Origin of the sequence: Actinomadura madurae, assembly GCF_900115095.1 — a bacterium.
GTDB lineage: Bacteria > Actinomycetota > Actinomycetes > Streptosporangiales > Streptosporangiaceae > Spirillospora > Spirillospora madurae.
Genome location: NZ_FOVH01000009.1, coordinates 137,874 through 162,918, shown reverse-complemented (window position 1 = coordinate 162,918; position 25,045 = coordinate 137,874). Strand labels below are relative to the sequence as shown.

Annotated in this window: 27 protein-coding genes; 9 read left to right on the top strand and 18 right to left on the bottom strand. The window is 76.0% G+C overall.

Translation table 11 applies throughout. From position 1 onward, the window contains the following. Positions 1-177 precede the first annotated feature (177 nt). Both BM339_RS24785 and BM339_RS24780 read left to right on the top strand, forming a co-directional pair. Entirely contained in the window at positions 178-786 is a 609-nt protein-coding gene (locus BM339_RS24785; protein ID WP_075022372.1) for a cysteine hydrolase family protein, read from the top strand. 25 nt (positions 787-811) lie between these two features. Further along, positions 812-1,768 carry a GlxA family transcriptional regulator gene (locus tag BM339_RS24780; RefSeq protein ID WP_021600032.1) on the top strand — a complete coding sequence of 319 codons (957 nt, stop codon included), beginning with the start codon at positions 812-814 and terminating at the stop codon, positions 1,766-1,768. 43 nt (positions 1,769-1,811) lie between these two features. Here BM339_RS24780 and BM339_RS24775 read toward each other — a convergent pair whose 3' ends face one another. The 4 genes from BM339_RS24775 to BM339_RS24760 form a co-directional block, all read right to left on the bottom strand. Beyond that, positions 1,812-2,570 carry a sulfite exporter TauE/SafE family protein gene (locus BM339_RS24775; RefSeq protein WP_075022371.1) on the bottom strand — a complete coding sequence of 253 codons (759 nt, stop codon included), beginning with the start codon at positions 2,568-2,570 and terminating at the stop codon, positions 1,812-1,814. Then, complete coding sequence (locus BM339_RS24770) at positions 2,567-3,340, bottom strand: GntR family transcriptional regulator (protein ID WP_075022370.1); 774 nt, start codon at positions 3,338-3,340, stop codon at positions 2,567-2,569. The genes BM339_RS24775 and BM339_RS24770 overlap by 4 nt, the downstream gene beginning before the upstream one ends. A 301-nt stretch (positions 3,341-3,641) precedes the next feature. Next, on the bottom strand, positions 3,642-4,757 hold the full coding sequence (locus tag BM339_RS24765; protein WP_075022369.1) for a winged helix DNA-binding domain-containing protein: 1,116 nt from the start codon (positions 4,755-4,757) through the stop codon (positions 3,642-3,644). Positions 4,758-4,876: 119 nt separating this feature from the next. Beyond that, complete coding sequence (locus BM339_RS24760) at positions 4,877-5,464, bottom strand: TetR/AcrR family transcriptional regulator (protein ID WP_021600173.1); 588 nt, start codon at positions 5,462-5,464, stop codon at positions 4,877-4,879. A gap of 152 nt (positions 5,465-5,616) precedes the next feature. On the opposite strand from BM339_RS24760, the gene BM339_RS24755 reads away from it, so the two are divergent. After that, positions 5,617-6,408, top strand: a complete 792-nt coding sequence (locus tag BM339_RS24755; RefSeq protein ID WP_024936695.1) for an alpha/beta fold hydrolase — start codon at positions 5,617-5,619, stop codon at positions 6,406-6,408. Between the two features lie 53 nt (positions 6,409-6,461). Here the strand turns inward: BM339_RS24755 and BM339_RS24750 are convergent, their stop codons facing one another. After that, complete coding sequence (locus BM339_RS24750; protein ID WP_075022368.1) at positions 6,462-7,085, bottom strand: IMPACT family protein; 624 nt, start codon at positions 7,083-7,085, stop codon at positions 6,462-6,464. 54 nt (positions 7,086-7,139) lie between these two features. Between BM339_RS24750 and BM339_RS24745 the strand changes: the two genes are divergently transcribed. Beyond that, positions 7,140-7,559, top strand: a complete 420-nt coding sequence (locus BM339_RS24745; RefSeq protein ID WP_021599377.1) for an ester cyclase — start codon at positions 7,140-7,142, stop codon at positions 7,557-7,559. A gap of 36 nt (positions 7,560-7,595) precedes the next feature. Here the strand turns inward: BM339_RS24745 and BM339_RS24740 are convergent, their stop codons facing one another. Beyond that, positions 7,596-8,375 (bottom strand): HAD-IIA family hydrolase, encoded by a 780-nt coding sequence (locus BM339_RS24740; protein ID WP_021599376.1) that lies wholly within the window; start codon positions 8,373-8,375, stop codon positions 7,596-7,598. 177 nt (positions 8,376-8,552) lie between these two features. On the opposite strand from BM339_RS24740, the gene BM339_RS24735 reads away from it, so the two are divergent. Both BM339_RS24735 and BM339_RS24730 read left to right on the top strand, forming a co-directional pair. Beyond that, positions 8,553-10,301 (top strand): class I adenylate-forming enzyme family protein, encoded by a 1,749-nt coding sequence (locus BM339_RS24735; protein WP_075022367.1) that lies wholly within the window; start codon positions 8,553-8,555, stop codon positions 10,299-10,301. A gap of 43 nt (positions 10,302-10,344) precedes the next feature. Then, entirely contained in the window at positions 10,345-10,767 is a 423-nt protein-coding gene (locus tag BM339_RS24730) for a RidA family protein (protein WP_021599374.1), read from the top strand. A 545-nt stretch (positions 10,768-11,312) separates the two neighbouring features. Here the strand turns inward: BM339_RS24730 and BM339_RS24725 are convergent. From BM339_RS24725 to BM339_RS24715, 3 genes are all read right to left on the bottom strand, one after another. Then, a complete protein-coding gene (locus BM339_RS24725) occupies positions 11,313-11,888 on the bottom strand; it encodes a TerD family protein (RefSeq protein ID WP_021599372.1) in 576 nt (191 codons plus the stop codon). A 145-nt stretch (positions 11,889-12,033) separates the two neighbouring features. Next, positions 12,034-13,818, bottom strand: coding sequence for an acyl-CoA dehydrogenase family protein (locus BM339_RS24720; protein WP_075022366.1), 1,785 nt, complete (start codon positions 13,816-13,818; stop codon positions 12,034-12,036). Continuing rightward, on the bottom strand, positions 13,815-14,846 hold the full coding sequence (locus tag BM339_RS24715; RefSeq protein ID WP_021600479.1) for an ACP S-malonyltransferase: 1,032 nt from the start codon (positions 14,844-14,846) through the stop codon (positions 13,815-13,817). The genes BM339_RS24720 and BM339_RS24715 overlap by 4 nt, the downstream gene beginning before the upstream one ends. 154 nt (positions 14,847-15,000) lie before the next feature. Here BM339_RS24715 and BM339_RS24710 point away from each other — a divergent pair, with 154 nt between their 5' ends. Both BM339_RS24710 and BM339_RS50815 read left to right on the top strand, forming a co-directional pair. Continuing rightward, positions 15,001-16,053, top strand: coding sequence for a 3-oxoacyl-ACP synthase III family protein (locus BM339_RS24710; protein ID WP_083597879.1), 1,053 nt, complete (start codon positions 15,001-15,003; stop codon positions 16,051-16,053). A 119-nt stretch (positions 16,054-16,172) separates the two neighbouring features. Continuing rightward, complete coding sequence (locus BM339_RS50815; protein WP_218163748.1) at positions 16,173-17,132, top strand: SgcJ/EcaC family oxidoreductase; 960 nt, start codon at positions 16,173-16,175, stop codon at positions 17,130-17,132. A gap of 90 nt (positions 17,133-17,222) precedes the next feature. Here BM339_RS50815 and BM339_RS24695 read toward each other — a convergent pair whose 3' ends face one another. Together BM339_RS24695 and BM339_RS24690 are read right to left on the bottom strand one after the other, a co-directional pair. Next, positions 17,223-17,660 carry a DoxX family protein gene (locus BM339_RS24695; protein ID WP_075022365.1) on the bottom strand — a complete coding sequence of 146 codons (438 nt, stop codon included), beginning with the start codon at positions 17,658-17,660 and terminating at the stop codon, positions 17,223-17,225. Between the two features lie 112 nt (positions 17,661-17,772). Further along, positions 17,773-18,630, bottom strand: coding sequence for a LysR family transcriptional regulator (locus tag BM339_RS24690; protein WP_177287777.1), 858 nt, complete (start codon positions 18,628-18,630; stop codon positions 17,773-17,775). 71 nt (positions 18,631-18,701) lie between these two features. Here BM339_RS24690 and BM339_RS24685 point away from each other — a divergent pair, with 71 nt between their 5' ends. Beyond that, positions 18,702-19,454, top strand: a complete 753-nt coding sequence (locus BM339_RS24685; RefSeq protein WP_075022364.1) for an SDR family oxidoreductase — start codon at positions 18,702-18,704, stop codon at positions 19,452-19,454. A gap of 13 nt (positions 19,455-19,467) precedes the next feature. Here BM339_RS24685 and BM339_RS24680 read toward each other — a convergent pair whose 3' ends face one another. The 7 genes from BM339_RS24680 to BM339_RS24650 form a co-directional block, all read right to left on the bottom strand. Further along, positions 19,468-20,070 (bottom strand): DUF6058 family natural product biosynthesis protein, encoded by a 603-nt coding sequence (locus BM339_RS24680; RefSeq protein WP_075022363.1) that lies wholly within the window; start codon positions 20,068-20,070, stop codon positions 19,468-19,470. A gap of 68 nt (positions 20,071-20,138) precedes the next feature. Then, positions 20,139-21,512 (bottom strand): hypothetical protein, encoded by a 1,374-nt coding sequence (locus BM339_RS24675; protein WP_075022362.1) that lies wholly within the window; start codon positions 21,510-21,512, stop codon positions 20,139-20,141. Next, on the bottom strand, positions 21,509-21,976 hold the full coding sequence (locus tag BM339_RS24670; RefSeq protein ID WP_218163747.1) for a hypothetical protein: 468 nt from the start codon (positions 21,974-21,976) through the stop codon (positions 21,509-21,511). Before BM339_RS24670 ends, BM339_RS24675 begins: the two co-directional genes overlap by 4 nt. After that, entirely contained in the window at positions 21,973-23,112 is a 1,140-nt protein-coding gene (locus BM339_RS24665) for a molybdopterin-dependent oxidoreductase (RefSeq protein ID WP_021600398.1), read from the bottom strand. Before BM339_RS24665 ends, BM339_RS24670 begins: the two co-directional genes overlap by 4 nt. After that, on the bottom strand, positions 23,109-23,726 hold the full coding sequence (locus BM339_RS24660; RefSeq protein WP_075022361.1) for a class I SAM-dependent methyltransferase: 618 nt from the start codon (positions 23,724-23,726) through the stop codon (positions 23,109-23,111). Before BM339_RS24660 ends, BM339_RS24665 begins: the two co-directional genes overlap by 4 nt. Beyond that, positions 23,723-24,373, bottom strand: coding sequence for a TIGR04282 family arsenosugar biosynthesis glycosyltransferase (locus tag BM339_RS24655; protein ID WP_024936687.1), 651 nt, complete (start codon positions 24,371-24,373; stop codon positions 23,723-23,725). The genes BM339_RS24660 and BM339_RS24655 overlap by 4 nt, the downstream gene beginning before the upstream one ends. Continuing rightward, on the bottom strand, positions 24,370-25,038 hold the full coding sequence (locus tag BM339_RS24650; protein ID WP_083597878.1) for a glycosyltransferase family 2 protein: 669 nt from the start codon (positions 25,036-25,038) through the stop codon (positions 24,370-24,372). Before BM339_RS24650 ends, BM339_RS24655 begins: the two co-directional genes overlap by 4 nt. Positions 25,039-25,045: the final 7 nt, after the last annotated feature.

Sequence of the window (25,045 nt, the reverse complement as noted above, 5' to 3'; positions counted from 1 at the left end):
CCCGTGCCCCCTCGCTCGCGCAGACCCCTGACCCCGGGCAGATGCCCGTCCGGAACGTCCCCTCCCGCCCCCGGGCAAGATCCTTTACGGCGGGCGGTCCCGCGGTGACCGGATCGTTCCGCACGGCGCCGCGATGATGCCTGCCCCGCGGCGCGGCCCCCCGCCAGCATCGGACGCATGAACCGAGCGCTTCTCGTCATCGACGTCCAGGAGTCCTTCCGCCACCGCCCCCTCTGGGCCGCGGTCTCGACCCCCGACATCGCCGCCCGCGCCGCCCGCCTGGCCGACGCCGCCCGCGCCGCGGGCGACCTGGTCGTGTGGATCCTGCACGCCGAACCCGGCAGCGGCGAGGTGTTCGACCCCGCCCTCGGCCACGTCCGCCCCATGGACGGCCTGCGGCCCGCCCCCGGGGAACCGGTCCTGACCAAGACCTCCCGCAACGCCTTCACCACCACCAACCTGCAGCAGCTGCTGACCTCCCGCGGCATCGGCGAGGTCACCGTCTGCGGCATCCAGACCGAGCAGTGCTGCGAGACCACCGCCCGCCTGGCCGCCGACCTCGGCTACCGCGTCACCTTCGTCACCGACGCCACCGCCACCTTCCCCATCGCCCACCGCGACGCCACACCCGGCCGCCCCCTCGCCGAGATCCTCGCCGACCCCGCCACGCTGCCCGCCGACCAGGTCATCGCCCGCACCGAGTACGCCCTGGCCGGACGGTTCGCCGCCATCGCCTCCCTCGACGACCTCGCCCCCGCCGGCGGCTCCCCGGCCCCGGTGGGCTGAGCGGCCCCGGTAGGCTGACCGGATCGTGACACGCATCGCCTTCCTGCTCGTCCCCGGACTGCACCTGCTCGACCTCGCCGGCCCCGCCCAGGTGTTCTCCACCGCCGCCGGCGCCGGCCTGCCCTACCGGCTCGCCTACGTCGCCGACCGGCCCCGCTCCGGGGACGAGCCGGACCACCCGCCCGAACCCGCGCCCCCCGAACACGTGCCGACCGCCCAGGGCATCGCGCTGCAGGCCTCCACCGCCTGGCCCGCCCTGACCGCCGACGACATCGTCCTGGTCCCCGGATGGCGCTGGGGCACCGGCCGCCCCCACGCCCCGCCGGTCTCCGGCCACGCCGCGCGCCGCCTGGCCGGCCACCACGCCGCCGGCGGCACCGTCGCCAGCGTCTGCGCGGGCGCGTTCGCCCTCGCCCACGCCGGGCTCCTGGACGGACGCCGCTGCACCACCCACCACGAGCTCCAGGACGCCCTCGCCCGCCGCCACCCCCGCGCCACCGTCGTCCGCGACGTCCTGTACGTCACCGACGGCCGCGTCATCACCTCCGCCGGCATCGCCTCCGGCATCGACCTCGCCCTGCACCTGGTCGCGGCTCGGCACGGCCCCGCCGCCGCCGCGCGCATCGCCCGCACCATGGTCGTCTACGCGCGCCGCAACGGCGACGAACCCCAGGCCAGCGCCCTCCTGCGGCACCGCGCGCACGTGTCCGACACCGTCCACCGCGCCCAGGACCTCATCGACGCCCGCTACACCCGCCCCCTCCCGCTGGCCGCCCTCGCCGCCGAGGCCGGCGTCAGCGAGCGCACCCTCACCCGCCGCTTCGCCGCCGCGACCGGCCTCACCCCGCTGCGCTACCAGCAGGAACTGCGGCTCGAACGCGCCGAGCACCTCATCGGGCAGGGCGCCACCGCCGACGCCGCCGCCCGCGCCGTCGGCTTCACCGACGCCCGCATGCTCCGCCGCCTGCGCGCCCGACCCTGACCCGCCGCCCGCGGGCCCTTGCCTCCACGGCCGAGGGCGGCGGTCAGCCGTGCAGCGCCACGTACGGCGCCAACGCCAGCAGGCTCACCACCAGGGCGCCCTTCAGCGCCCCCGCCGGGACCGCCCGCGCGATCGCCCACCCCGCCACCACACCCGCCAGCTCCGGCACCCCCACCAGCGCCGCCAGCGGCCAGTCCACCGCCCCCGCCGCGACGTACCCCAGCGTCCCGGCACCGGCGATCACCACCGACTGGGCCTGCGCGGCCGCCAGCGCCGCCAGCACCGGCGACCCGAGCGCCACCAGCAGCGGGACGCACAGCATCGGCCCCCCGACCCCGAACAGCGCGCCCGCCGCCGCCACCGCCGCCCCGGCCGCCAGCACCACCGGCCACCCCGCACCCGGCGACCCCGCGCCCTCACCGCGGCGGCACAGCACCAGCACCGCGGACAGCGCGACCAGCACCCCCAGCAGCACGCCGAACACCCGCCCGGTCACCAGGCCGTTCAGCCACACCCCCAGCGGCGTCCCCGCCACCGCGCCCCCGCACAGCAGCGCCGCCGTCCGCCGCGTCCCCGGCTCCCGCAGCTGCCCCGACCGGGTGTAGACGGCCGTCCCCAGCACCCCGGTCGCGACATTGGTCACCATCGCCGTCCCCGCCACGTGCGCCGGCGGCAGCCCCGTCAGCGCGAACAGCCCAGCCGTGACCAGCACCCCGCCCGGCCCGACCGCCGTGATCCCCACCCCGGCGGCCAGCCCCAGCAGCACCAGCGCCGCCAGCACCCCCGGCTCCAGCCCCGTCACGGCTCCGGTTCCCGCCGCGCGGCGGCGCCCCGGTACAGGGTCGCGTGGAAGGTGAGCCGGTCCGCGCGGATCCGGATGTCCTCGCAGTCGACCGGGCGGCCGTCGGCGAGCCGGGTCAGCCGGCCCACCGCGAACACCGCCGCGCCCTCCGCCACCCCCAGCAGCGCCGCCGGCCCCGGTCCGGCGCCGACCGCGTCCAGCGTCACCTCCGCCCGCCCCAGCGGTTGCCCGGCCACCTCCTCGATCAGCGCGAACAGGTCGCGCCCTGCCAGGTCCAGGCCCAGCACCGCGGCGCCCACGTCCGCGGGCAGGTAGCTGACGTCCAGCGACAGCGGCTCCCCCTCCAGCCGCCGCAGCCGCTCGATGCGCACCGCGCCCTCGCCCGGCGCCAGCCCCAGCCGCGCGGCCACCCCGGCCGGCGGGTCGGCGACGCGGCCGGCCGCGCGGACCTCGTTGGTGACCGCGCCATGCCCCGCCAGGGTCTCGGCCAGCCCTTCCAGCCGGTCCAGGCCGTGCCCGTACCGGGGAGCCACCACCATCGTCCCCACGCCCCGCCGCCGGGTGATCAGCCCCTCGTCCCGCAGCAGCGCCAGCGCGTCCCGGACCGCGTTGCGGGACACGCCGAGCCGGGCCCCGAGCACCCGCTCGTCGGGCAGCGGGCCGTCCGCGAATGTCCCGCCCGCGATGTCGCGGCGCAGCACCTCCGCCGCGCGCCGCGCCCGCTCCGCCCGCGGACTCGACGACACCCACCCCGCCCGCGCATCGTTCATGCCGACTCCCGCCCCGCCGACTTCCGCCACTGTTCCGCCACCCCAGCGTACGACCGCCCGGGGCCCTGTCCCAACGGCTCCGCGGGGTCCTCGCACACGGGGATGGTCAGCCGCACGCGGCGAAGGAGCCTCCACGGTGACCGAACGACCAGGCACCACGGCCATCGGCGGCCGACGCCCGGCCACCGCCCGCGCTCGACTGGCGCCCGGGGCCCTGCGCCGCGCCGCGAGCGGTCGCGCCCTTGGCGCCGCTCTGCACCGCGCTTCCGGTGAAGGGCCCGCCCGCCGCCGAGGGCGGCACTCAGCGGGGGGAGGCGGCGACGTGCACACGCTCACCGGCCCCGTCCGACAGGAACGACGCCAGCTCCCGCCCCTCCTCGGCGACGGCCTCGCGGTCGGCCCGGGAGAAGCGGCGCAGCGGCGTGACCGACACGGTGCCGTCCCTGACGTCCCATGTGGCGGCGACCCGCCCGTCCACCAGCACGACGCGGGCCCCGGTGACCGACAGGCCGCGGTGGACGTCATCGATGATCCGGCGCCGGTCGTGATAGCCGAGGATCGCGTTGTCGAACGCCGGCAGGAAGCGCACCGGCGCCGGCGTTTCGGGATCGGGACGGGGCGCGCCGGGCAGATCCAGCAGCTCCCGGCCCCGCTCGTCGCGGAAGGCGACCAGCTCCCCGCGGATCGCGGCCACCGCGCCCGGCAGCCCGGTCAGGCCGCACCAAGCCCGCAGATCGGCCGTGGCCGCAGGCCCGTACGCGGCCAGGTAGCGGCGCACCAGCGCCTCGCCCGCCGGGTCGGCGCACTCCGGGTGGGAGCCTTCCGGGGCCGGCGGGTCGGCCTCGCGGCCCAGCCACGAGGACAGCAGCACGTTGCGCACGCCCGACCGCTCCCGCCACAGCCCGCGCGGCGGCGCCTGCACCATCGGGACCAGCGCGCCGACCAGCAGCTCGCCCAGCGCCCGCCGCTGCGGCGCCGGCAGGTCCCCGGCCACCGCCCGCACGAGCTCGGCCATCGAGCGGGACTCGCCGTCGGCCATCACCGCCCGGCCCGCCGCCGCGAGCTCCTCCAGATCCACCCCGTCCAGCTCGCGGCGGTAGGTCCCGAGGACCCGCTGCCGCAGCATGGCGTCGTGGCGGGCCCGCCAGGCCAGGACGTCCTCGGCGGTGAGGAGGTGGACGGTGCGCCGCATGAGGTGGGTCCGCACCACGCGCCGCCGGACCAGCAGGTCCGAGAGCGCCGCCGGGCCGAACGCGCGCAGGCGCGACCAGAGCCCGGTGAACGGTTCCTGCGGCTCCTGCGCCTGCAACCCGCACAGGTGCGCGACGGCGTCATGGACCGGCATCTCGGCGCGTTCGAGCAGCAGCTGCCGCGCCAGCGTCGCACGGTTCAGCGCCCGGACGCTCAGGACGGTCACCCGGCACCGCCGGCGCCCGAGGCCATCACGTCATCGTCGTGGATCGTCATACCGCAACGCTGGCAGGCGAAGCGGTCAGGACATGACCGCTTTTCCCCGGCGACGGCGACGAGACCGGTTCAGTATCGGCGGGCTGGACCGTCGGGCGGCGGGGCTAGGGCACCGGACAGGAAGACGGTGGTGACGGCGGCGCTGGCCTCCTCCACGCCCAGGCGGTGGCGGATGACGCGCGAGACCACGCCCTCCAGCAGGCTGAAGTACAGCTCGGCCAGGGTGTGGACGGGCAGGTCGCCGCGGAAGCAGCCGCCCTTGGCGCCGCGCTCGAACACCGCGCGGAGCGGGCCGGCGAGCTGGCGTTCGACGCGGCGCGCCTCGGCCGGGCTCTTCTCGAACAGGCCGAGGGCCCGGTACCTGCTGGTCGCGGCGATCGTCGCGCGTGTCATCCGGGCGACGGCCTCCTCGATCGGGACCGCGTCCAGGCGGGCGTCCTCCAGCCGGTCCGTGAGGTCGGTCAGGGCGGCCTCGTAGAGGGCGTACAGGAGCGCCTCGCGGCTGGGGAAGTAGCGGTAGAGCGTCGCCCGCGCGACGCCGGCGGCCTTGGCGATGTCGGTCATGCTCGCCGACTCGCCGCGCTCGGCCAGCACGCCGGCCGCGACCTCGAGTATCCCCGCCCTGACGTGGTCGCGGATGACCGTGCTCCTGCTCATCGCCGGGAAGGCTACACCACCGTCCCCTGAAGCGACACCATGCCCCGTGCGGGAGACAGCCTGTCTCCCTGTCGGACCCGGACCGGATACTGGGGAGCCGCCGCACGTGGAACGCCGCGCCAAGACCGCCGCGACCTGGGAAGGAACCCCTCATGGAAACCGTGCACTCCAAAGACGGCACCCGCATCGCCATCGACCGGACCGGAACCGGCCCCGCCGTCGTCCATGTCGGCGGAGCCCTCAACGACCGCGGATCGGGCGCCGCGCTCGCCGAGCTGCTGGCCCCGGTCCACACCGTCCTCACCTACGACCGCCGCGGCCGCGGCGACAGCGGCGACACCCCGCCCTACGCCGTCGAACGCGAGATCGAGGACCTGGCCGCCGTCATCGAGGCCGCCGGCGGGTCCGCCGCGGTCTACGGGATGTCCTCGGGCGCCGTCCTGGCCCTGCGCGCCGCCGCGCACGGCCTGCCCATCACCCGGCTCGCGCTGTTCGAGCCGCCGTTCAACCCGGCGCACGACGACCACCTCACCCGGGCCAGGGCCTACCACACCGAGCTGACCGGCCTGCTCGCCGACGACCGCCGCGGCGACGCGCTCGCGCTGTTCATGACCAACGTCGGCATGCCCGCGGAGATGGTCGGGCAGATGCGGCACGCGCCGATGTGGCCCGCGCTGGAGGCGCTCGCGCCCACCCTCGCCTACGACTCCGCCGTCATGGACGACGCCGCCACCGGCGCCAAGCTCCCCGAGGACCTGCTCGCCCGGGTCACCGTCCCGGCGCTGGTGCTGGACGGGGGCGAGAGCCCCGACTGGATGCGCGACACCGCCCGCCGCGCCGCCGCGCTCCTGCCCGCCGGGTCGCACCGCACCCTGGACGGGCAGACCCACGACGTCGCGCCCGCCGTTCTCGCGCCCGTCCTGGCCGACTTCCTCGCCGCCTGATGGGAGCTGCCGGGTCGCCCGATCAGGCGGCCGGTGAGGCGGCCGGCCGCGGGTCACGGCACCGGGACCTCGACGTGGCCGGGCGCGCCCCGCCGGACCGACGCGCGCCCGGCCGTCACCTGCGCGGCCCACGCCTCGAACGCCTCCAGCTCCGGCACGGGCACCGCCACGTCGGCCTCCACGCCCGCCCCGTAGCGGACGCCGGCGGGCTGGTGCCCACTAGAGTGCAGATCGCCCAGGAACCGTCCCGCCAGCGCGTGCTCCACCCCCACGGTGACCGTCACCACCGGGCGCAGCTCCACCACCCCGACGGCGTCGATGGTGTCGGCGACGGCCTGGCTGTAGGCGCGGACCAGGCCGCCCGCGCCGAGCTTCACCCCGCCGAAGTAGCGGGTGACGACGGCGACCGTGCCGGTCAGCCCGCGCCGGGTCAGCACCTCCAGCATCGGGACGCCCGCCGTCCCGGCCGGCTCCCCGTCGTCGCTGCTCCTGGTGATCTCACCGTGCTCGCCCACGACGTAGGCGGTGCAGTTGTGGGTGGCGTCGCGGTGCGCCCGCCGGTGCGCGGCCACGAACGCCGTCGCCTCGGCCTCGTCGGCCGCGCGGGCGAGCGTGCAGACGAACCGCGACCTGCGGATCTCCAGCTCCCGCGACCCGCCCTGCCTGATCATGCGCATGGTCGTCCCCGATTCTACGTTTGGCCGGGCGGGCCCGCGAGCAGCACCCGGGGCATGGACGACGCACTGGACGCCCTCTACCGCAGGTGGCTGTTCGAGGTGTGGGGCGGCGACCACGCCGTCGCCGCCGAGATCCTCACCCCCGGCTTCACCGGCCACTGGCCGAACCTGGAGGTGCACGGCCCCGCCGAGGCGGCCGAGCAGGTCCGCCGCTCCCACGCCTACTTCACCGGCGTGCGCACCACCCTGGACGTCGGCCCGGTCGTCGGCGACGGGATGGTCGCCGCCGGATGGAGCTTCCACGGCTCCTACCGCGGCGGCATCCCCGGCGCCACCGCCGAGCCCGGCACGCCCGTCTCCTTCAGCGGCCAGGACATCTTCCGCGCCGAGGACGGCCGGTTCGCCGAGTACTGGGTCGTGTCGGACGCGCTCGGCCTCATGACCGCCCTCGGAGCCGTCGCCGTCCCCGGCTGACAGACCCGGCCCGCGGGCGGGCCCGGCCGCCGCCGGTCAGACCAGCTCGATCAGGTCGGCGATGGACGCCACGACGCGGTGCGGCCGGAACGGGAACCGCGCGATCTCGTCCTTGCCGGTCACCCCGGTCAGCACCAGGATCGTCTCCAGCCCGGCCTCGATGCCCGCGACGATGTCGGTGTCCATCCGGTCGCCGATCATGGCGGTGCTCTCGCTGTGCCCGCCGACGACGTTGATCGCCGTCCGCATCATCAGCGGGTTCGGCTTGCCGACGAAGTAGGGCTCCACGCCTGTCGCGCGGGTGATCATCGCGGCGACCGCGCCGCACGCCGGCAGCGACCCCTCCGGGGACGGGCCGATCGGGTCGGGGTTGGTCGCCACGAACCGGGCGCCCTTCTCGATCAGCCGGATCGCGCGGGTGATCTGGGAGAAGCTGTAGGTGCGGGTCTCCCCCAGCACCACGTAGTCGGGATCGATGTCGGTGAGGACGAAGTCCGCCTCGTGCAGCGCGGTCGTCAGCCCCGCCTCCCCGATCACATACGCCGACCCCTCGGGCCGCTGGTCGGCCAGGAACCGGGCGGTGGCCAGCGCCGACGTCCAGATCGACTCGGCCGGGACGACGAGCCCCGCCGCGGCCAGGCGGGCCGACAGGTCCCGGCGGGTGTAGATCGAGTTGTTGGTCAGGACGAGGAACGGTTTTCCGGAGGCGGCCAGGCGGCGGATGAACTCCTCCGCGCCGGGGACGGGACGGCCCTCGTGGACCAGCACCCCGTCCATGTCCGACAGCCAGTACTCGATCGGCTTGCGCTCGGTCATGCCCCCATTGTCGCAGGCAGGGATCATCCGACGGACCATCCGGGCGAATCCGCCCGCGGCGGCGGGGGCGTTGACCCGCGCGTGATGTGGATCATAGATTTCGAGCACGGCGCACCGAACCGTGTTCGGCGGAGGGGCCCGCGCGGCGGCGCGCCGTGACCCCGCGGGAGGCGCGACGTGCAGGACCGTGACGTGGAGGACCGGAACGCGCAGGGCACCGGGCAGGACGGCGGCGGGCTGCCCGCCATCGCCGAGGTCCGGGCGGCGATGACCGCCCCCGGGCAGCTGTTCGAGATGGCCGAGACCGAGATACGCGGCGTGCGGACCCGCGTCTGGAAGAACGCCCCCGTCACCCTGCGCGACATCCTGGAGATCTCCCGCGCGCACGGCGACAAGGACTACCTGGTCTACGGCGGCGACCGGCTCACGTTCGCCGTCCACTACGCGCGGGCGGCGGCGTTCGCGCGCCGGCTCATCGAGCGGTACGGGATCGCCAAGGGCGACCGGGTCGCGATCGCCATGCGCAACTACCCCGAATGGTCGGTGGCGTTCTTCGGCGCCGCCGCAGCGGGCGCGGTGGTGGTGCCGCTGAACGCCTGGTGGAGCGCCGGGGAGCTGGAGTACGGGCTGGCCGACAGCGGCGCCAAGGTCCTCATCGCCGACGCCGAGCGCGCCGAGCGCCTGGCCGGGGTGCTGCCGAAGCTCGGCGTCCCGTGCCTGGTCGCCCGCCCGGACGGGCCGCCGCCCGACGGCGCCGAGGCGTTCGAGGACGCCCTCGGCGACACCGGCGACCCGGCCGCGGCCTCGCTGCCGCAGGTGGCGCTCGACCCCGAGGACGAGGCCACCATCTTCTACACCTCCGGCACCACCGGCCGGCCCAAGGGCGCCCTCGGCACGCACCGCAACATCGCCACCAACCCCGTCAGCCTCGCCTACGGGATCATGTCGGCCGGGGTCCGCGCCGGCCGGACGGTCGAGGAGCTGGCCGCGCCGCAGCCGCGGGTGACGCTGCTGAGCGTCCCGTTCTTCCACGCCACCGGCTGCCACTCGGTGCTGGTCGCCAGCGCCCTGCAGGGCGGCACGGTGGTGCTGATGTACAAGTGGGACGTCCGGCAGGCGCTGGAGCTGATCGAGCGGGAGAAGGTCACCGGGTTCGGCGGCGTGCCCACCATGGCCTGGCAGGTGCTCACCTCCCCCGACTTCGGCGAGTACGACACCTCCAGCCTCACCGGCGTCAGCTACGGCGGCGCGCCCGCCGCGCCCGCCCTCGTCGAGAAGATCAAGGAGCGGCTGCCCGAGCGGATGCCCGGCAACGGATACGGCCTCACCGAGACCTCCTCGGTCACCACCTACAACGGCGGGGTGAACTACCTGGAGCGGCCCGAGAGCGTCGGCCCGCCCGTCGCCGTCTGCGACGTCAAGGTCGTCGACCCCGCCGGGGAGGAGCTGCCGCCCGGCGAGGTCGGCGAGCTGCTCATCAAGGGACCCAACATCATCAAGGGCTACTGGAACAAGCCCGAGGCGACCGCGCGGGCGTTCGTGGACGGCTGGTTCTACAGCGGCGACCTGGCCCGCCTGGACGAGGACGGGTTCGTCTACATCGTCGACCGCGCCAAGGACATGCTCATCCGCGGCGGCGAGAACATCTACTGCGCCGAGGTCGAGGCCGCCCTGTACGAGCATCCCGCGATCGCCGACTGCGCGGTCATCGGCGTCCCCCACCAGGTCCTCGGCGAGGAGGTCGGCGCGGTGGTCGTGCTGCGCCCCGGCGCCGCGGCGGGCGAGGAGGAGATCCAGGACTTCCTGCGCGGCCGGATCGCCGCGTTCAAGGTGCCGGTGCACTTCTGGTTCCGCGACGAGGGCCTGCCCCGCAACCCCGGCGGGAAGATCCTCAAGACGCGGCTGCGGGAGGAACTGCTCGGCTGACCCGGCGGCACCGCCACCACCGGACGCCGCGTATCGTGATCTTGTGAGCGACCACGATCCGCGCACCGGCATCCGGCAGATCGACGCGCCCGGCCTGGTGCCCGGCCCCGGCTACAGCCACGCCGTGTCCGTCGACGTCCCCGGCCGCCTGGTCGTGCTCAGCGGGCAGATCGCCCTGGACGCCGCCGGGAACCTCGTCGGCCCCGGCGACCTGGAGGCCCAGACCCGGCAGGTGTTCGCCAACCTGGAGGCCGCGCTGACCGCGGCCGGCGCCCGCTGGGAGCACGTCGTGCGGCTCGGGTACTTCCTGCGGGACGCGGGCGGTGTCGGCGTCGTGCGGGCGGTGCGCGCCGAGTTCGTCCCCGAGGGCGTGTCCCCGGCCGCGTCGCTGGTGGAGGTGTCCCGCCTGGTCCGCGACGACCTGCTGGTGGAGATCGAGGCCATGGCCGTCGTCCCCGCCGCCTAGCCCGCCCGCCGCAAGATGTCAGGTGTTGCGGGACGTGTTGCGGGACGGCGGGCGGCGCTCGCACGCCAGGGGCTGGGTGCCGGTCTGGGCCGCCGAGGCCGAACGGGCCGCCCGCGAGCACGGGCCGCTGGCGGCCTCGCTGTGCTGGGGCGCCGCCCGTTTCCCCTGCCCGGCCACCCCGGCCCGCCGCGACGCGCACCGGCGGCAGCTGGAGCGCTACCTGGAGGCGGCGCCGGGCTACCGCGCCCGGTTCCGCCGGGAGCTCGTCACCGTCCCGGACGGCGACACCACCGGCCTGGCGGAGATCCCGGGCACGACCGTGTGGCTCGTGCGCGGCGCCACCCACTGCGCCCCCGAACGGTTCCGGCTCCTCATCCCCGCGGTCCAGGCCTGGCTGGCGGCCCGCCTGCCCCCGGGCCCGGCACCCGCGCCGCGGAGGCCGCGCGGCTGGCCCCGCTGGCACCCCACCTGCAACGCGGCACCGCCGGAGAACGCGACGGGGCGCCCCGGACACCCGGGACGCCCCCGTCACATGCGGCGGACGCTCAGACGTTCACCCCGAAGTCGGACGCGATGCCCGACAGGCCCGAGGCATAGCCCTGCCCCACCGCGCGGAACTTCCACTCGGCGCCGTTGCGGTACAGCTCGCCGAACACCATCGCGGTCTCGGTCGAGGCGTCCTCCGACAGGTCGTAGCGCGCGATCTCGCCGTTGTCGGCCTGGTTCACCACGCGGATGAACGCGTTGCGGACCTGGCCGAAGTTCTGCTGGCGGGTGTCGGCGTCGTAGATCGACACCGGGAAGACGATCTTGGTGATCTCGGCGGGGACCGAGGCGAGGTTCACCTTGATCTGCTCGTCGTCGCCCTCGCCCTCGCCGGTGAGGTTGTCGCCGGTGTGCTCGACCGAGCCGTCCGGGCTCTTGAGGTTGTTGAAGAACACGAAGTGCTGGTCCGAGAGGACCTTGTTCTCCGCCGAGCACAGCAGGGCGCTGGCGTCCAGGTCGAAATCGGTTCCGGTCGTGGTCCGAACGTCCCAGCCCAGACCAACCACGACGGCGGTCAGTCCGGGGGCCTCCTTGGTCAGCGAGACGTTGCCGCCCTTGCTCAGACTGACTCCCACTGTCTACCTCCGTATCGGCCAGCGGGTGAAGGGCACCCGCGTGCAGTCTGTCTTACCAGAACGGTAGCCACTCTCCGCTGGTTCCCCTTGCTCCTTGGCGAATTCGGGGCGTGGCGTGCCGGTTCGCCCCGCCGCGGCCGGGTGCTCAGGCGAGGAAGGAGGCGGGTGCGGTGACCGGGGCGGGCAGGTCGAGCGCGGCGGCCAGATCCTGGGCGCCGGGGGCCAGTTCGTCGCAGGTGCGGCGTCGTGCCGCCCACAGCTCGTCGAGCATGCCGGGCGGCACGACGCCCTCGTTGAGCAGGTCGGCGGCGCGGTGCTCCAGCCGGTCGAGGGCGTGCAGCCGCAGGACGGGACCGAGGGCGCGCGGCCCGCTCTCCAGGGCGGAGGCCAGGATCTCCAGGACGATGCGGTCGGCGCAGGCGGTGGCGGTCCGCGCGGCCAGGACGAGGTTGCCGTTCCATGCGGTGAAGGCGTCCTCGCCGCTTTGCAGGGCGTCGTTCACCCGGGCGGCGAGCCGGTCGCGCATCCTGCGCTCGGTGGCGCGGGCCAGGAACAGCCAGACGCGCGGGGACTCCAGGTCGCCGTCGTCGGGCGGCCCGGCCTCGGGTTCGGGCGGGACGTAGCGGTCCAGGTCGGCCATCGCGCGGGCGGTGTCGTAGAGGATCAGCTCGTTGTCGCCGCCGGCGTTCTGGTAGGCGTGCGCCAGGCCCCGGTAGGCGTTGAGGCGCTCGACCGCGGCGAACCCGGGCGCGCCGCTGTGCACGCGGCAGGCCGACACCGTCTCCTGCGCCTGGACGGTCGCGGCGGCCTTCAGCAGCGCCAGGTCGCGGTCGACCGCCGACCAGGGCGCCCACGCGGTCGCCGGACCGGCCGGGGCGTCCGCGGCGGCGGCGGGCCGGGGGGCGGTGACGTGCGCGGCGACGGCGGTGAGGGCGTAGGCCGAGGCCAGCGCGCCCAGCACCGCCTCCTGCTGGTTGCGGTAGTCGGTCAGCGGACGGCGCGGCGCCAGCCGCCCGAGCGTCGTGCGGCCCGCCGAATGGGCCAGCAGCATCCCCGCCGACGCCCGGGTGATCGCGGCGGAGGCGGAGACGACCGCCCGCCACACCGGCGGCGCGATCCCCATCGAGCGGGTCAGCCGCGCCGCCGCGGTCCCGGCGGGGTCGTGGAAGGTCCCGTCCGCCTCGATGCGGGCGCCGTCGCGCAACCACGCCTCGCCGGGGACGCGCAGGTCGTCGAGCAGGACGGCGGCGTAGTCGATCTGCAGCCCGGTCGTCTCCGGTGCCGCGACGATCCGGACGCCGGGCGGGACCGAGCCGTCCGGGCCCCGCAGCGGCACCGCGAACACGAACACGCCGCGTTCCTCGCCGCCGTGGACGAGGGTGGCGTAGACGGCGGCGGTCTTGGGGACGTCCGGATGGGCGGTGTTGGTGGGGAACTTGGCCGCCTGGCCGTCCGGGGTGCTCAGCACGAACCCTCCGGTGGCCGGGTCGTGGCGGGCGACGGTCCGCGGCGACAGGTGGCTGTTGCTGCGCCCCACCTCGGTCATCAGCAGGGTGCCGAACGACGCCATCGACTCCAGGGAGTCGCGGACCGCCCGCGTCCCGTCCTGGTCCGCGCCGAACCGCAGGACCGGGCCGAGAGCGAGGGTGTAGTGCAGCAGCATCAGGTGGAACAGCGGCGGGTCGGCGATCGCGGCGCGCTCCAGCAGCGCGCACAGCGCCGGCGGGTCGGCCAGCAGCTCGCCCGCGGGCGGTGCGGCGAGCCCGGCCCGGCGCAGCCGCTCGTAGGTGAGCGCCTGCCGGTCGCGGGCGGTGAGCCCGCCGGGGACGGTGAAGAACTCCTCCGGGACGGCCTCCCGCACCCTGGCTCGCGCCTTGGCGTCCAGGGACGTGCCGCGCACGAACCCGAGCAGATCGGCGGCGGTGCTCATGAGCCGTCCTCCCGGTCGCGGGAGGGGGCCACGCCGGAGGCGGCCTTGCCGGTGAGCCCGTGGCGGGGGCGGTCGCGCAGCGGCGCCAGGGTCCGCACCCCCGGGAGGGTCAGCCGCGCGCACTGGCACAGCGCGTTGCCCGCGCCGGCCTCGGTGAACACGGTCGCGCCCGCCGCGTGCACGGCGCGCAGCGCCTCCGGCAGCCGGACGGGCCGGACGATGCAGTCGGCCATGGCGCGGTGCAGGTCGTCGCCGTCGTGGTAGGCGCGGCCCCGGACCGGTGAGTGCACCGGCAGCTCCAGGGGCCGCTGCGGGAAGTCGCGGATCATCGCGTACCACTCGTCGTCGGCGCCGGCCATCGAGGGATGGTGCGACAGGTAGGGGACGGCGAGGCGCACGGCGTTGACGCCCCGGCCGCGTGCGGCGTCCAGGACGGTGTCCAGTGGCCCGTCGGGTCCGGACACGACCGTGACCTCCGGGGCGTTCAGGCAGGCGACGACCACCTCCGGAGCGCCGGCGGCCTCGATGCACGCCCGGGTGGCGTCCTCACCGGCCTCCAGCAGCCCCATGCCGCCGCCCCGGCCGCGCCGGGCCAGCACGCCGACCGCCGCGACCGCCATGCGGGCGCCGTCGGCGATCGAGAACGCGCCCGCGCACACCAGCGCGGCGATCTCCCCGAAGCTCTGCCCGACCGCGAACCGGGGGTGGACGCCGTGCGCGCGCAGCGCCCGGTCCGCGGCGACGGACGCGGCATAGGAGGCGAGCTGGGCGACGCCGGGAGTGCGGGCCGCGGCCCGGTACCCGCGCGGATCCACCAGCAGGATCGACCGCAATGACGGCCATCCGGCGCGCGGCAGGCCCTCCTGGACGGCGTCCAGGACGTCGGTGACGGCGCGTGCGGCGGCGGGTCCGGTGGCGGCGAGGCCCGCCAGGTCGGGGACGCCGGCGGAGCCGGTACCTGGGAAAAGGAAGGCGCAGACGTCGTCGGGTTTGAGCTCCTCGGCCGGGCTGACTCGGGGGGACGGCACGCGGGGTCTCCTTACCTGGAAGGAAGGCTCACGTCTCTATTCGACTAAATGCTGCGTTATAGACAGATATGGAACATAAACCCTGAAATGGGATTATTCACTCATGGGATGGGGCTGACAACCGTCAGTGCTGTGAGCAGGGGGGAGTGCGCGCATGACAGTGCCGGACGCGCCCGGACGGACCCGGCCGGGCGGGCACGACGCGGACGCCGGCCGCGGATGGGCGATCCGCGGGACCGGCGCCCACCTGCCCCGCGAGTACGTGGCCAGCGACGAGCTGTCCCGCGCGCTGGGCCTGGACCCGTCGTGGATCGAGCGGCGCACCGGGATCGCGCGCCGGCACGTCGCCGCGCCCGGCGAGGCCGCCTCCGACCTGGCCGCCGCCGCCGCGGACCGGGCGCTGCGCGCCGCCGGGCTGGACGCCGCCGGCATCGGGCTGCTGGTGGTCGGCACCTCCACCCCCGACGTCATCGCCCCCTCCACCGCCTGCCGCGTGCAGGTCGCGCTCGGCGCCCGCAACGCCGCCGCGTTCGACATCTCCGCCGCCTGCAGCGGGTTCGTCTTCGGGCTGCAGACCGCGATCGGCTGGCTGGCCACCCAGCGCGGCTCCGCCCCGTACGCGCTGGTCGTCGGCGTCGAGGTGTACTCGCGGTTCCTCAACCGCGCCGACCGCGCCACCGCCGCGCTGTTCGGCGACGGCGCCGCCGCCGCGGTCGTCGGGCCCGCCCCGGCGCCGTACGGGATCGGCCCGATCACCCTCGGCTCGGACGGCTCCGGCGCCGAGGACGTGCTGATCCCCGCGGGCGGCAGCCGGCTGCCCGCCAGCCCCGAGACCCTCGCCGCGCTCGGCCACACCATCCACATGGACGGCCGCGCCGTCCGCGACTTCATCACCGCGATCTTCCCGCGGCTGGTGGCCGAAGCGACCGAGGGCGCCGGGATCAAGCCCGCCGACCTGGCCCTGGTGGTGCCGCACCAGCCCAACCCGCGGCTGGTCGCCTCGCTCGCCCCGGACGCAGGCCTGGAACCGCGGCAGCTGGCGATCGTCGGGCACGACGTCGGCAACATCGGCGCCGCCAGCATCCCCTTCGCCCTCGACAGGGCCGTCCGCACGTCCCGGATCGGGCCCGGCGACCTGGTGCTGCTCGCCGGCTTCGGCGCCGGCCTGACCTGGGGACACACGCTCATCACCTGGCCGCCCGCCTGACCTCTCCACCGTATATGCCTTGAAAGTTATATGCGAAAAGGGTTATGTTCGGAGGCGGCGGCGCGCGGCGCGTGGCCCGCCGCACGTCCGGGCAGAACGCGACCGAGGAGGCAGGCGAGATGAGCACCGGCGAGCAGCACCCCGACGGCACGGCCACCCAGAGGGACGGGCGGACCCTGCTGCGCTTCGAGCGCCGCCTGCGCCACCCGCCCGAACGGGTCTGGCGCGCCCTCACCGACCCCGCCGAACTGTCGGCCTGGCTCGCCGAGGCCGTCCTGGAACCCGCCGTGGGCGGCAAGTTCGCGCTGCGGTGGCTCAACACCGGCGACGCCGCCGACGAGACCGTCGCCCGCGGGACCGTCACCGCCTTCGACCCGCCCCGCCTGCTGGAGCTGGACTCCGACATCCACGGCCGGCTGCGCTGGGAGCTGGCCCCCTCCCCCGAAGGGACGCACCTGGTGTTCACCAGCGACGTCCAGCCACCCGGCGAGTACCTCGTCCAGACGCTCGCCGGATGGCACCTGCACCTGGACTACCTCGCCGAGGCCCTGGACGGCTCCCGCGTCGACTGGGCCGGCTGGACCACCGACCGCTGGCAGGTCCACCACGACCGCTACGCCGAACGGCTCGGCGCCCTGGACGCCGTCCGCGCCCTCTACCGGCGGATCCTGGACGGCTGGAACGCCCGGGACGGCGCCGCGTTCGCCGCTCCGTTCCGCGACGACGGCGAGACGATCGGGTTCGACGGCACCCTGCACTCGGGCCGCGAGCGCATCGCCGCCCAGCTCGACGCGATCTTCGCCGACCACCGGACCGCCCGCTACATCGGCCGGGTGCGCGAGGTCCGGGTGATCGGACCCGGCGCCGCCGTCCTGCGCGCCGTCGCCGGCATGGTCCCGCCCGGATCCTCCGACATCGACCCCGAGGCCAACAGCGTGCAGACGCTCACCGCGTCCCAGCTCATGGGCGAGTGGCGCGTCGCGCTGTTCCAGACCACCCCGGCCGCCTACCACGGCCGCCCCGAGGCCGCCGAAGCCCTCAGCGCCGAACTCCGATCCCTCCTGCCCGGCGACGGCTGAGGCCGCCGCGCAACGGCGGACGGCCCGGGGCCTGGTGGCCGCCGGGCCGTCCGCCGTTCGGGAGCCGTGCGCGCCCGCGCCGGCCCGCCGTCAGCGCTTCAGCGAGCGCAGCACCTCCCGGGACTCGGCGCGGCGGTCCCAGACGACGGCCGCGAACACGACCGCGAGCCCGGCGGGCATCAGCGCCCACGCCGGCTCCAGCACCAGCAGCTGGGTGAGCGCGGCACCGGCCATCAGGCCGATCAGCCCGGCCGCGGCGAGCCCGGCCAGCCGCGGGACCACCAGCCCGATCGCGCCGGCGGCCTCGACCGCGCCGGTCACGTACCGGAACCACTGGCCCCAGCCGATCTCCTCGAAGGTCCGGACGGCCTCGGCCTGCCCGGCGAACTTCGGCAGCGCCGACGCGAACAGCAGGAACGCGGCGATGAAGATCTGCGCGCCCCACAGCACCCTGCGGAGCGTGCGGCGCTCGCCGGGAGCGGTCTGGGCGGTGCCGGTCTGGGCGGTGGTGAGGGTCCGGGTGCTCATGATCGGGGTCCTTCCGTGCGGTGTCTCATCGGCCGTTCACTGACGCGTCGCGCGGCCGGCCGCCGGATCGACATCCCGCCGGATTTTCTTCAGAAGTTTTTCCGCCGCCGTATCACCCCAGGTGAGAGGCGGTGGCCTCGGCCGCGGCGGCGGCCGTCGCGCGGACGAACGCCGCCAGCGCCCGGGACCGGGACGTCTCGGGCCACGCCAGCACCAGCGTGGTCGGCTCGGCGTCCCGCACCGGCACCGCCGTCAGGTCCTCGCGCAGCAGCCCCCGCATCGACGCCGGCAGGATCGCCACCGCCCGGCCGAGCGCGATCAGCTGCATCAGCTGCCCGCCGTCGCTGATCGCCGGGCCGTCGCCCGGTCCCGTCCCGTACGGGGCGTGCGGCCGGGCCTCGCCCTCCAGGTCGGCCATGGCCACCTCGGCGCGGCCCGCCAGCCGGTGGTTCCTCGGGAGGACGGCGACCTGCCGCTCCGTCAGCAGGTCCTCGGTGGCCAGTCCGGTGACGTCCTGCCGCGGCGTGTACAGCAGCGCGGCGTCGGCGCGGCCCTCCCGCACCGCCCGATCCGCCCCGTACCCGAGCAGCATCTCCACCGGCACCGCGTCCGGCTCGCGCTCGTAGGCGGCCAGGATCGCCGGGAGCAGCCCGCCGCCGTCCCCGCCCGGCTTCAGCGCCAGGACCAGCCGGGGCCCGGTGTCACCGGCGCGGCGGGTGCGGCGGACGGCGGCCGCGACCGCCTCCAGCGCGGCGGCCCCCTCCGCCAGCAGCGTCTCCCCGGCCGGGGTCAGCACGACCCGGCGGCTCGTCCGCTCCAGCAGCGTCACCCCCAGCCGCCGCTCCAGCCGGCTGATCGCCCGCGACAGCGGCGGCTGCGCGATGCCCAGCCGCTCGGCCGCCCGCCCGAAGTGCAGCTCCCGCGCCACCGCCAGGAAGTAGGTCAGCTCGCGCGTCTCCACCACGTCCATACCCCCAGGGTATTGATCGCGCGCCGATCGGTGTTGGAGCCCGCGGCCCCGCCGGTGGTGGGGTGAAAGGCATGAACGACACCACGACCGCCCTGGTGACCGGGGCGAACAAGGGCATCGGGTACGCCATCGCCGCGGGGCTCGCCGCACGCGGCATGACCGTCCTGATCGGCGCCCGCGACCCGGGCCTGGGCGAGAAGGCCGCCGCGTCGCTGCGCGACGCCGGGCACGACGCCCGCGCCGTCACCCTGGACGTCACCGATCCCGCCACGGTGCAGGCGGCGGCCCGGCAGGTCGGCGACACCACCGGGCGCCTGGACGTCCTGGTCAACAACGCCGGCATCTCCGGCGGCGCCGACCACCTGCCCGACGAGGCCGACCTCGACGCCGTCCACCGCGTGTTCGACACCAACCTGTACGGCGTGATCAGGGTGACCAACGCGATGCTGCCGATGCTGCGCCGCTCGCCCGCCGGACGCATCGTCAACATCTCCAGCGGCACCTCGTCGATGACCGCGATGACCGACCCGGACCACTACTTCTGGAACGCCGCCGCCTCCGCCGCCTACCCGGCGTCCAAGGCGGCGCTGAACATGCTCACCATCCAGTACGCCAAGCGGCTGCGCGACACCGGCATCCTGGTCAACGCCGCCGCGCCCGGAGCCTGCGCGACCGACTTCACAGTGGAGTTCGCCCGCCTGACGGGCCGGACCATCGACCGGACCGCCGAGCAGGGCGCCGCGATCGCGATCCGGCTCGCCACCCTCGGCGACGACGGCCCGACCGGCGGGTTCTTCCACGACGACGGCCCCGTCCCCTGGTGAGCCGTCCTCCGGGTCAGGCGGCGCGGGGGTAGCGGGCGCGCATCGCGTCGATGTACCGGTCGCGGGAGACGGGCCCGCCGAAACGCAGCCGGTCGTAGGCGGTGAACGGGGGCGCCAGCGCGTCCAGCTCGTCGATCAGGGCGTGCAGCCGATGCGTCCAGGCCGGCGTCCCCGCGTCCGGCTCCCCCGGCGCCGCATCGATCGCGCTGACCAGGGCGTCCTTGTACTGGATCGTCTGGGGCGTGACCGAGCGCAGGCACACGTACTGGCCGCTCAGGTAGGAGTTCCACTCCGCCTTGCCGGCGGCCTCGTCGTCCCAGTGCGCCAGGAACCACTCCTCCAGCGCGTCGACGCCACCGGCCCGGTCGGCGAGGGCGAACAGGTCGGACGGGACCATCTCCGCGCCGTCGGAGCGCAGGTATCCGGGCAGGGGCAGCCCGCCGTCCAGCATCAGGCGGCGGACCCGTCCGGCGTCGCGGCCGGTGCGGGCGCACAGGTCCTCCAGCTCGGTGAACCACGCGGTGACGTAGGCGTCATCCTCGGGCGTCATCGGATGGTCGCCGTTGACCTCCCGGAACCGCTCGGCCAGCCGCGCCTTCAGCTCGGAGTCGCTCATCCCCGGACGCTAACCCGGGGTCGTTTCGGCGCCCGCCGAAATGTGACCGCCCCGCCGCCCCCCGCCGCTCACCAGGGCGACAGGACGAGCGCCTGGACGGCCACCGCGGTCGCCGCCTGCGCCGCCAGCCACGCCCGCGGCCGGGACCGGTGCAGGGCCGCGGCGACCATCGCCCAGGCCGCGAACGGCAGCCAGATCCGCTCGACCTCGCCCTTGGTGACCCCGGAGGCGTCCAGGGCGAGCACGCCGAGCAGCGCCGCCCCGGCCAGCGCGGCCACCGGACCCGCGGGCGACAACGTCCGCGACCTGCCGTCCCGCCACAGCGTCGCCAGCGCGCGGGGCAGGGCGTGCGCGACCGCGGGACCGGTGAGCAGGCCCAGCACCGCCAGGTTCGCGACCGCGAAGTAGGCGTAGGAGCGCTGCGCCGACCCGCGGCTGACCAGGTAGGTGTCCAGGGTCGCGCGGACACCGTCCGGCCACCAGAACCCCAGCAGCGTGAACGCGGCCGGCGCCACCGCCAGGCCTGCGGCGAGCGCCACGAGCACCCGGACCCTTGGACGGGCGAGCAGCAGCACCGCCAGCGGCACCGCGAACAGCGGCAGCAGGCCGTAGCTCAGATACGGCAGGCACCCCAGCAGCACCCCGCCCGCGACGGCGCAGGCAAGCGCCCACGTCCCCGCCCGGCGTGCGGCCAGCGCGGCCAGCGCCGTGCCCCACGCGCCCACCGCCAGGAAGAACGCGTCCATCGACGTGGCGACCCACACCGCCATCGGCGCCAGCACCAGGAACGGCAGCGCCGCCCGCGCCGCCTGCTCCCCAGCCACGCACCGCACCGTGACCGCGATCGCGGCCACCGCCGACGTCCCCGCCGCGATGATGAACGCCGCCGCCCATCCCGTGCCGCCGAACCCGGCCTTCTCCAGCGCCCACAGCACCAGCATCGGCATCGGCGGATGCCCCCGCACGTGCGTGGTGTAGCCGCCCAGCCGCTCGGTGAAGGTCTGCAGCCACAGGAGCGGGTCGGGCCGCAGCTGGGCCAGGCCCGCCGGATACTCGGTCGGCGCGTCCAAGGGCGCCGCCGGCGCGCCCCACCCGCCGGAGACCGCCAGCGCGACCGTCCACAGCGCGGCGCCCGCCCAGGCGACCGACGGCAGCGCCCGCCACGGGAGCCGCGCCGCGAGCACCGGCAGGGCCGCCACCGCCGCGGCGGCGACCGCGGCGGCGGGCAGCATCTGCCAGGTCAGGGGCCACCCCCGCGCCCGCGCGTGCAGCGGGGGCAGCCGGTCCTCGGTCGCCAGCCCGGCGCGCCGCAGGTACCAGCCCACCGCGAACGCGGCCGCGATCCCGGACGCCCACACGGCGACGGCGATCCACCCCGGCCATCCGCGCCGTCTCGGGGACAGGGTCGCCGCCGGGCGCTTGCGGACATCGGTGAGGGTCATCGGCTCGGTCCCTTCGCAGATGGCCGGGGCGCGCGGGTCGCTCCACCGCCCCGGAGGCGGCGGCGCCCGATGACGGCGCGCGCCACTGCGGTACAGACCGCCACCGCGGCGATGGCGCCCAGCACGATGAGGAGGTTGCGCTCGTAGGGCAGCGGCAGGCGGGACGGCTCCTCGGCGCGGCGCCCGTACCCCAGCACGAGCGGAAGCGCGACCGCCGTGACGCACGCGGCGACGACGAGCGCCGCCCGCACGACGCGCCGGAACCGCGCGGGCAGGAGCCCGGTGACCAGCCCAGCCGCCAGCACCGCCGGGACCAGGACCCCGTCGTGCAGGATCGCCGCCCCGGCGAACCACGCCGCCCACCGGGCGACCGGCACCTCCATCACGATCCCGCGGAGCCCGAGCGCGATGAGCGCCAGACCCGCGGTGTACGCCGCCGCCAGCGCGGCGGTCCGCGCGTTCACGAGACCACCAGCCGGTGCACCCATTTGGTCTGCATGACCCCGGGCCGGTTCGGCGCGATCAAGCGGCAGGGGTAGCCGTGGTCGAGCGCGAGCGGCTCGCCGTTGAGGCCGAGGGCCAGCAGGGTCAGCGGGTCGCGCCAGTGCGGCGGGGCGACCCGCGAGGTGCGGTAGAGCCCGTAGCGCTCCAGCGACTCGACCCGCACCTGCGCGTCGTCGGAGACGCCGGCCATGCGCAGCACGTCCCGCAGCCGGACGCCCCGCCAGGACGCCTCCACGCTCCAGCCCTCCACGCACGCGATGGGCAGCCGCGCGGTGTGCTGCGGCAGCGCGCGCAGCTCGTCCAGGGACAGGCTGACCTCCCGGGCGACGCGGCCGGTCACCGTGAGCCGCCAGGCGGGGTCGCGGGCCATCGGGCCGACGCCGGTCGCGGCGGCCGACTTGTTGACCGGGACGCCCTGCGGCCCGTTGCCCGGACGGCGGGGGGCCAGCACCGCCAGCCGCGCAAGCGGGGTGAACGCCTCTCCCACCGTGGTCGCGGCGATGACACCGCTCGCCCCGGCGACGGTGAGCAGGAAGCCGCGGCGGCCCACCGAGTCCTGCGGCCGGGTCATCACCGTCCGGCGCACCTTCGACCACCGCTCGGTCACGTGGATGACCAGCGCGCCGACCAGGATGTAGGCCGTCCAGTAGTGCGCGGTGGTGAAGAAGAACCGGAACGGGTACCAATAGGCGATGTTCAGCACCCCGGTGACGAACTGGAACAGCGCCGCGCCGACCAGCACGAACACCAGCAGCCGCTGCACCCCGTGGACGACCGAGCGGGCCGGCGGCCACTGCCACAGCTTCGGGTAGACCGTCCACATCTTGGCCAGCAGCAGCGGCACCGTCGCCACCCCGCCGATGACGTGCACGCCCTGGGTGACCCGGTAGAGGTTCACCGGCCGGGACGGCCAGCGCATCCACCCGGCGGGCTGCTGCATGAAGTGGCTGACCAGCCCGGTCCCGAACGAGACCAGGATGCAGACGCCGAGCGCGATGCCGAGCCAGGACGCGACGCGCTCGTCGTGCAGGCGGCTGGTGAACCGCCCCGAGAGCGTCGTCAGCACCGCCGGGGGCTTCACGAACGCGGGTCTCACGACCGCAGGGCGACGAACCATCGGCCCGCCTCCTCCCAGAACTCGGTGACGGTCGCGGCGCACATCGCGGCCAGGGCCGCGGCGGCGTCGGCGGACACGTGCGCCCAGGCGAACCACTCGCCGACCGACCGGGGCGAGCGCAGCCGCAGCGGCTCCACCCGCGACCCGGCGCCGGGCGGCTCGACCTCCATCAGCACCTGCCCGCCGGGCGCCAGCAGCGCCAGGACGCGGCGCAGCAGCGCGGCCGGGTCGCCGCCGATCCCGATGTTGCCGTCGGCGAGCAGCACGGTGCCCCAGCGGCCGGTGCCGGGGACGCGGCCGAAGACGTCCCGGCACAGTGCCGGGCCGCCCGCCGCGACCGTCAGCGCGACCGCGGAGGGGGCCACGTCGATGCCCAGCACCGGGAGCCCGCGCCGCGCCAGCGCCACCGTCAGCCGGCCGGGCCCCGAGCCGACGTCGAGGGTCGGGCCCGCGCAGCGGTCCAGCAGGCCGCCGTCGCCGGGGCGGACCGCCAGCCAGTCCTGGAGGGGCAGCGGGCGGCGGCGCCCGTCGGCGTGCTCGATCTCGACCGGGGCGCTGCCGCGCAGTGCCTCCTCGTACAGCTCACCGATCATGCCGGGACGGTCCTGACCCCGAGCTCGCGGACGGCGGCGGCGAACCGGGTCCCGGGCGCGGACGCGGCGACGGCCTCGGCGTCGGCGGGGGTGTCGACGTCGGTGAGCTCGGGCAGCGCCGCCACCCGCAGCCCTGCCGCGCGCAGCCGCGCCAGCTGGACCGCCCCGGTGTCGGGCCGCGACATCGGGACGCCGCGCAGCAGCCGCGCGTCGGGGCGGCGCAGCCCGAGCAGCCAGAACCCGCCGTCGGCCGCGGGGCCGAACACCGCGTCGCTGCGGCCCAGCTCCCGGGCGGCGCGGGCCAGCACGGCGGGCGTGACCTGCGGGGTGTCCATGCCGATCAGCACCATCGGCCGGCCGTCCCAGGCGTCGTCGAAGGCGGCGGCCAGGCGCTCGTCCAGGCCGGCGCCGCGCTGGGCGGTGACGGCGAAGCCGTCCGGCAGCCACGGGCCGGGCGTCCCGGCGAGCGCGAGGGTGCGGCGGGCGGCGGGCGCCGCGGCGACCGCGGCGAGGGTGTCGTGCAGGGCCGCCCGCGCCAGCGCGGCGGCCTCGGCGGGCGTGTAGGCGGGCGTCAGGCGGGTCTTGACCCGCCCGGCGACGGGCTCCTTGGCGATGACGATCAGGTCGGCCTGCGCGGTACCCGTCATGGCGCGACCTCCGCCAGCACGCGGCGCATGTCGCGGACGGCGCGGACCGTCCCGCCGACCGTCCCGGTCACCTTCGAGGCGCCGGTGCGGGGCAGGTAGGGGACGTCGATCTCCCCGATCCGCCATCCGGCGCGGGCGGCGCGCAGGACCATCTCCAGGGGGTAGCCGAACCGGCGGTCCTCCAGCCCGAGGGCCAGCAGATCCGCGCGGCGGGCGGCGCGCATCGGCCCGAGGTCGTGCAGCCGCGTCCCGGCGCGCCGGTTCAGCGACCGGGCCAGGACGGCGTTGCCGAGCCGGGCGTGCGGCGGCCACGCGCCCCGCCCGGACGGCCGCCGCCGCCCGAGCACCAGCCCGGATCCGCCGCCCGACTCCAGCACGCCGAGCGCGGCGGTCAGCCGGGGCAGCTCGGCCGGGTCGAGCGAGGCGTCGGCGTCCATGACGCACACGACCTCGGTCTCGGCGGCCAGGAGCCCGGCGTGGCAGGCGGCGCCGAAGCCGCGGGCCGGCGCCGGGACGACGCAGGCGCCGTGCTCGGCGGCCACGCGCGCGGAGTCGTCGGTGGAGGCGTTGTCGACCACCAGGGCCCGGAAGCCCTCGGGCATCCGGGTCAGCACCCAGGGCAACGCCTCGGCCTCGTTGAGGCAGGGAAGAACCACATCGATCACAGCTCTG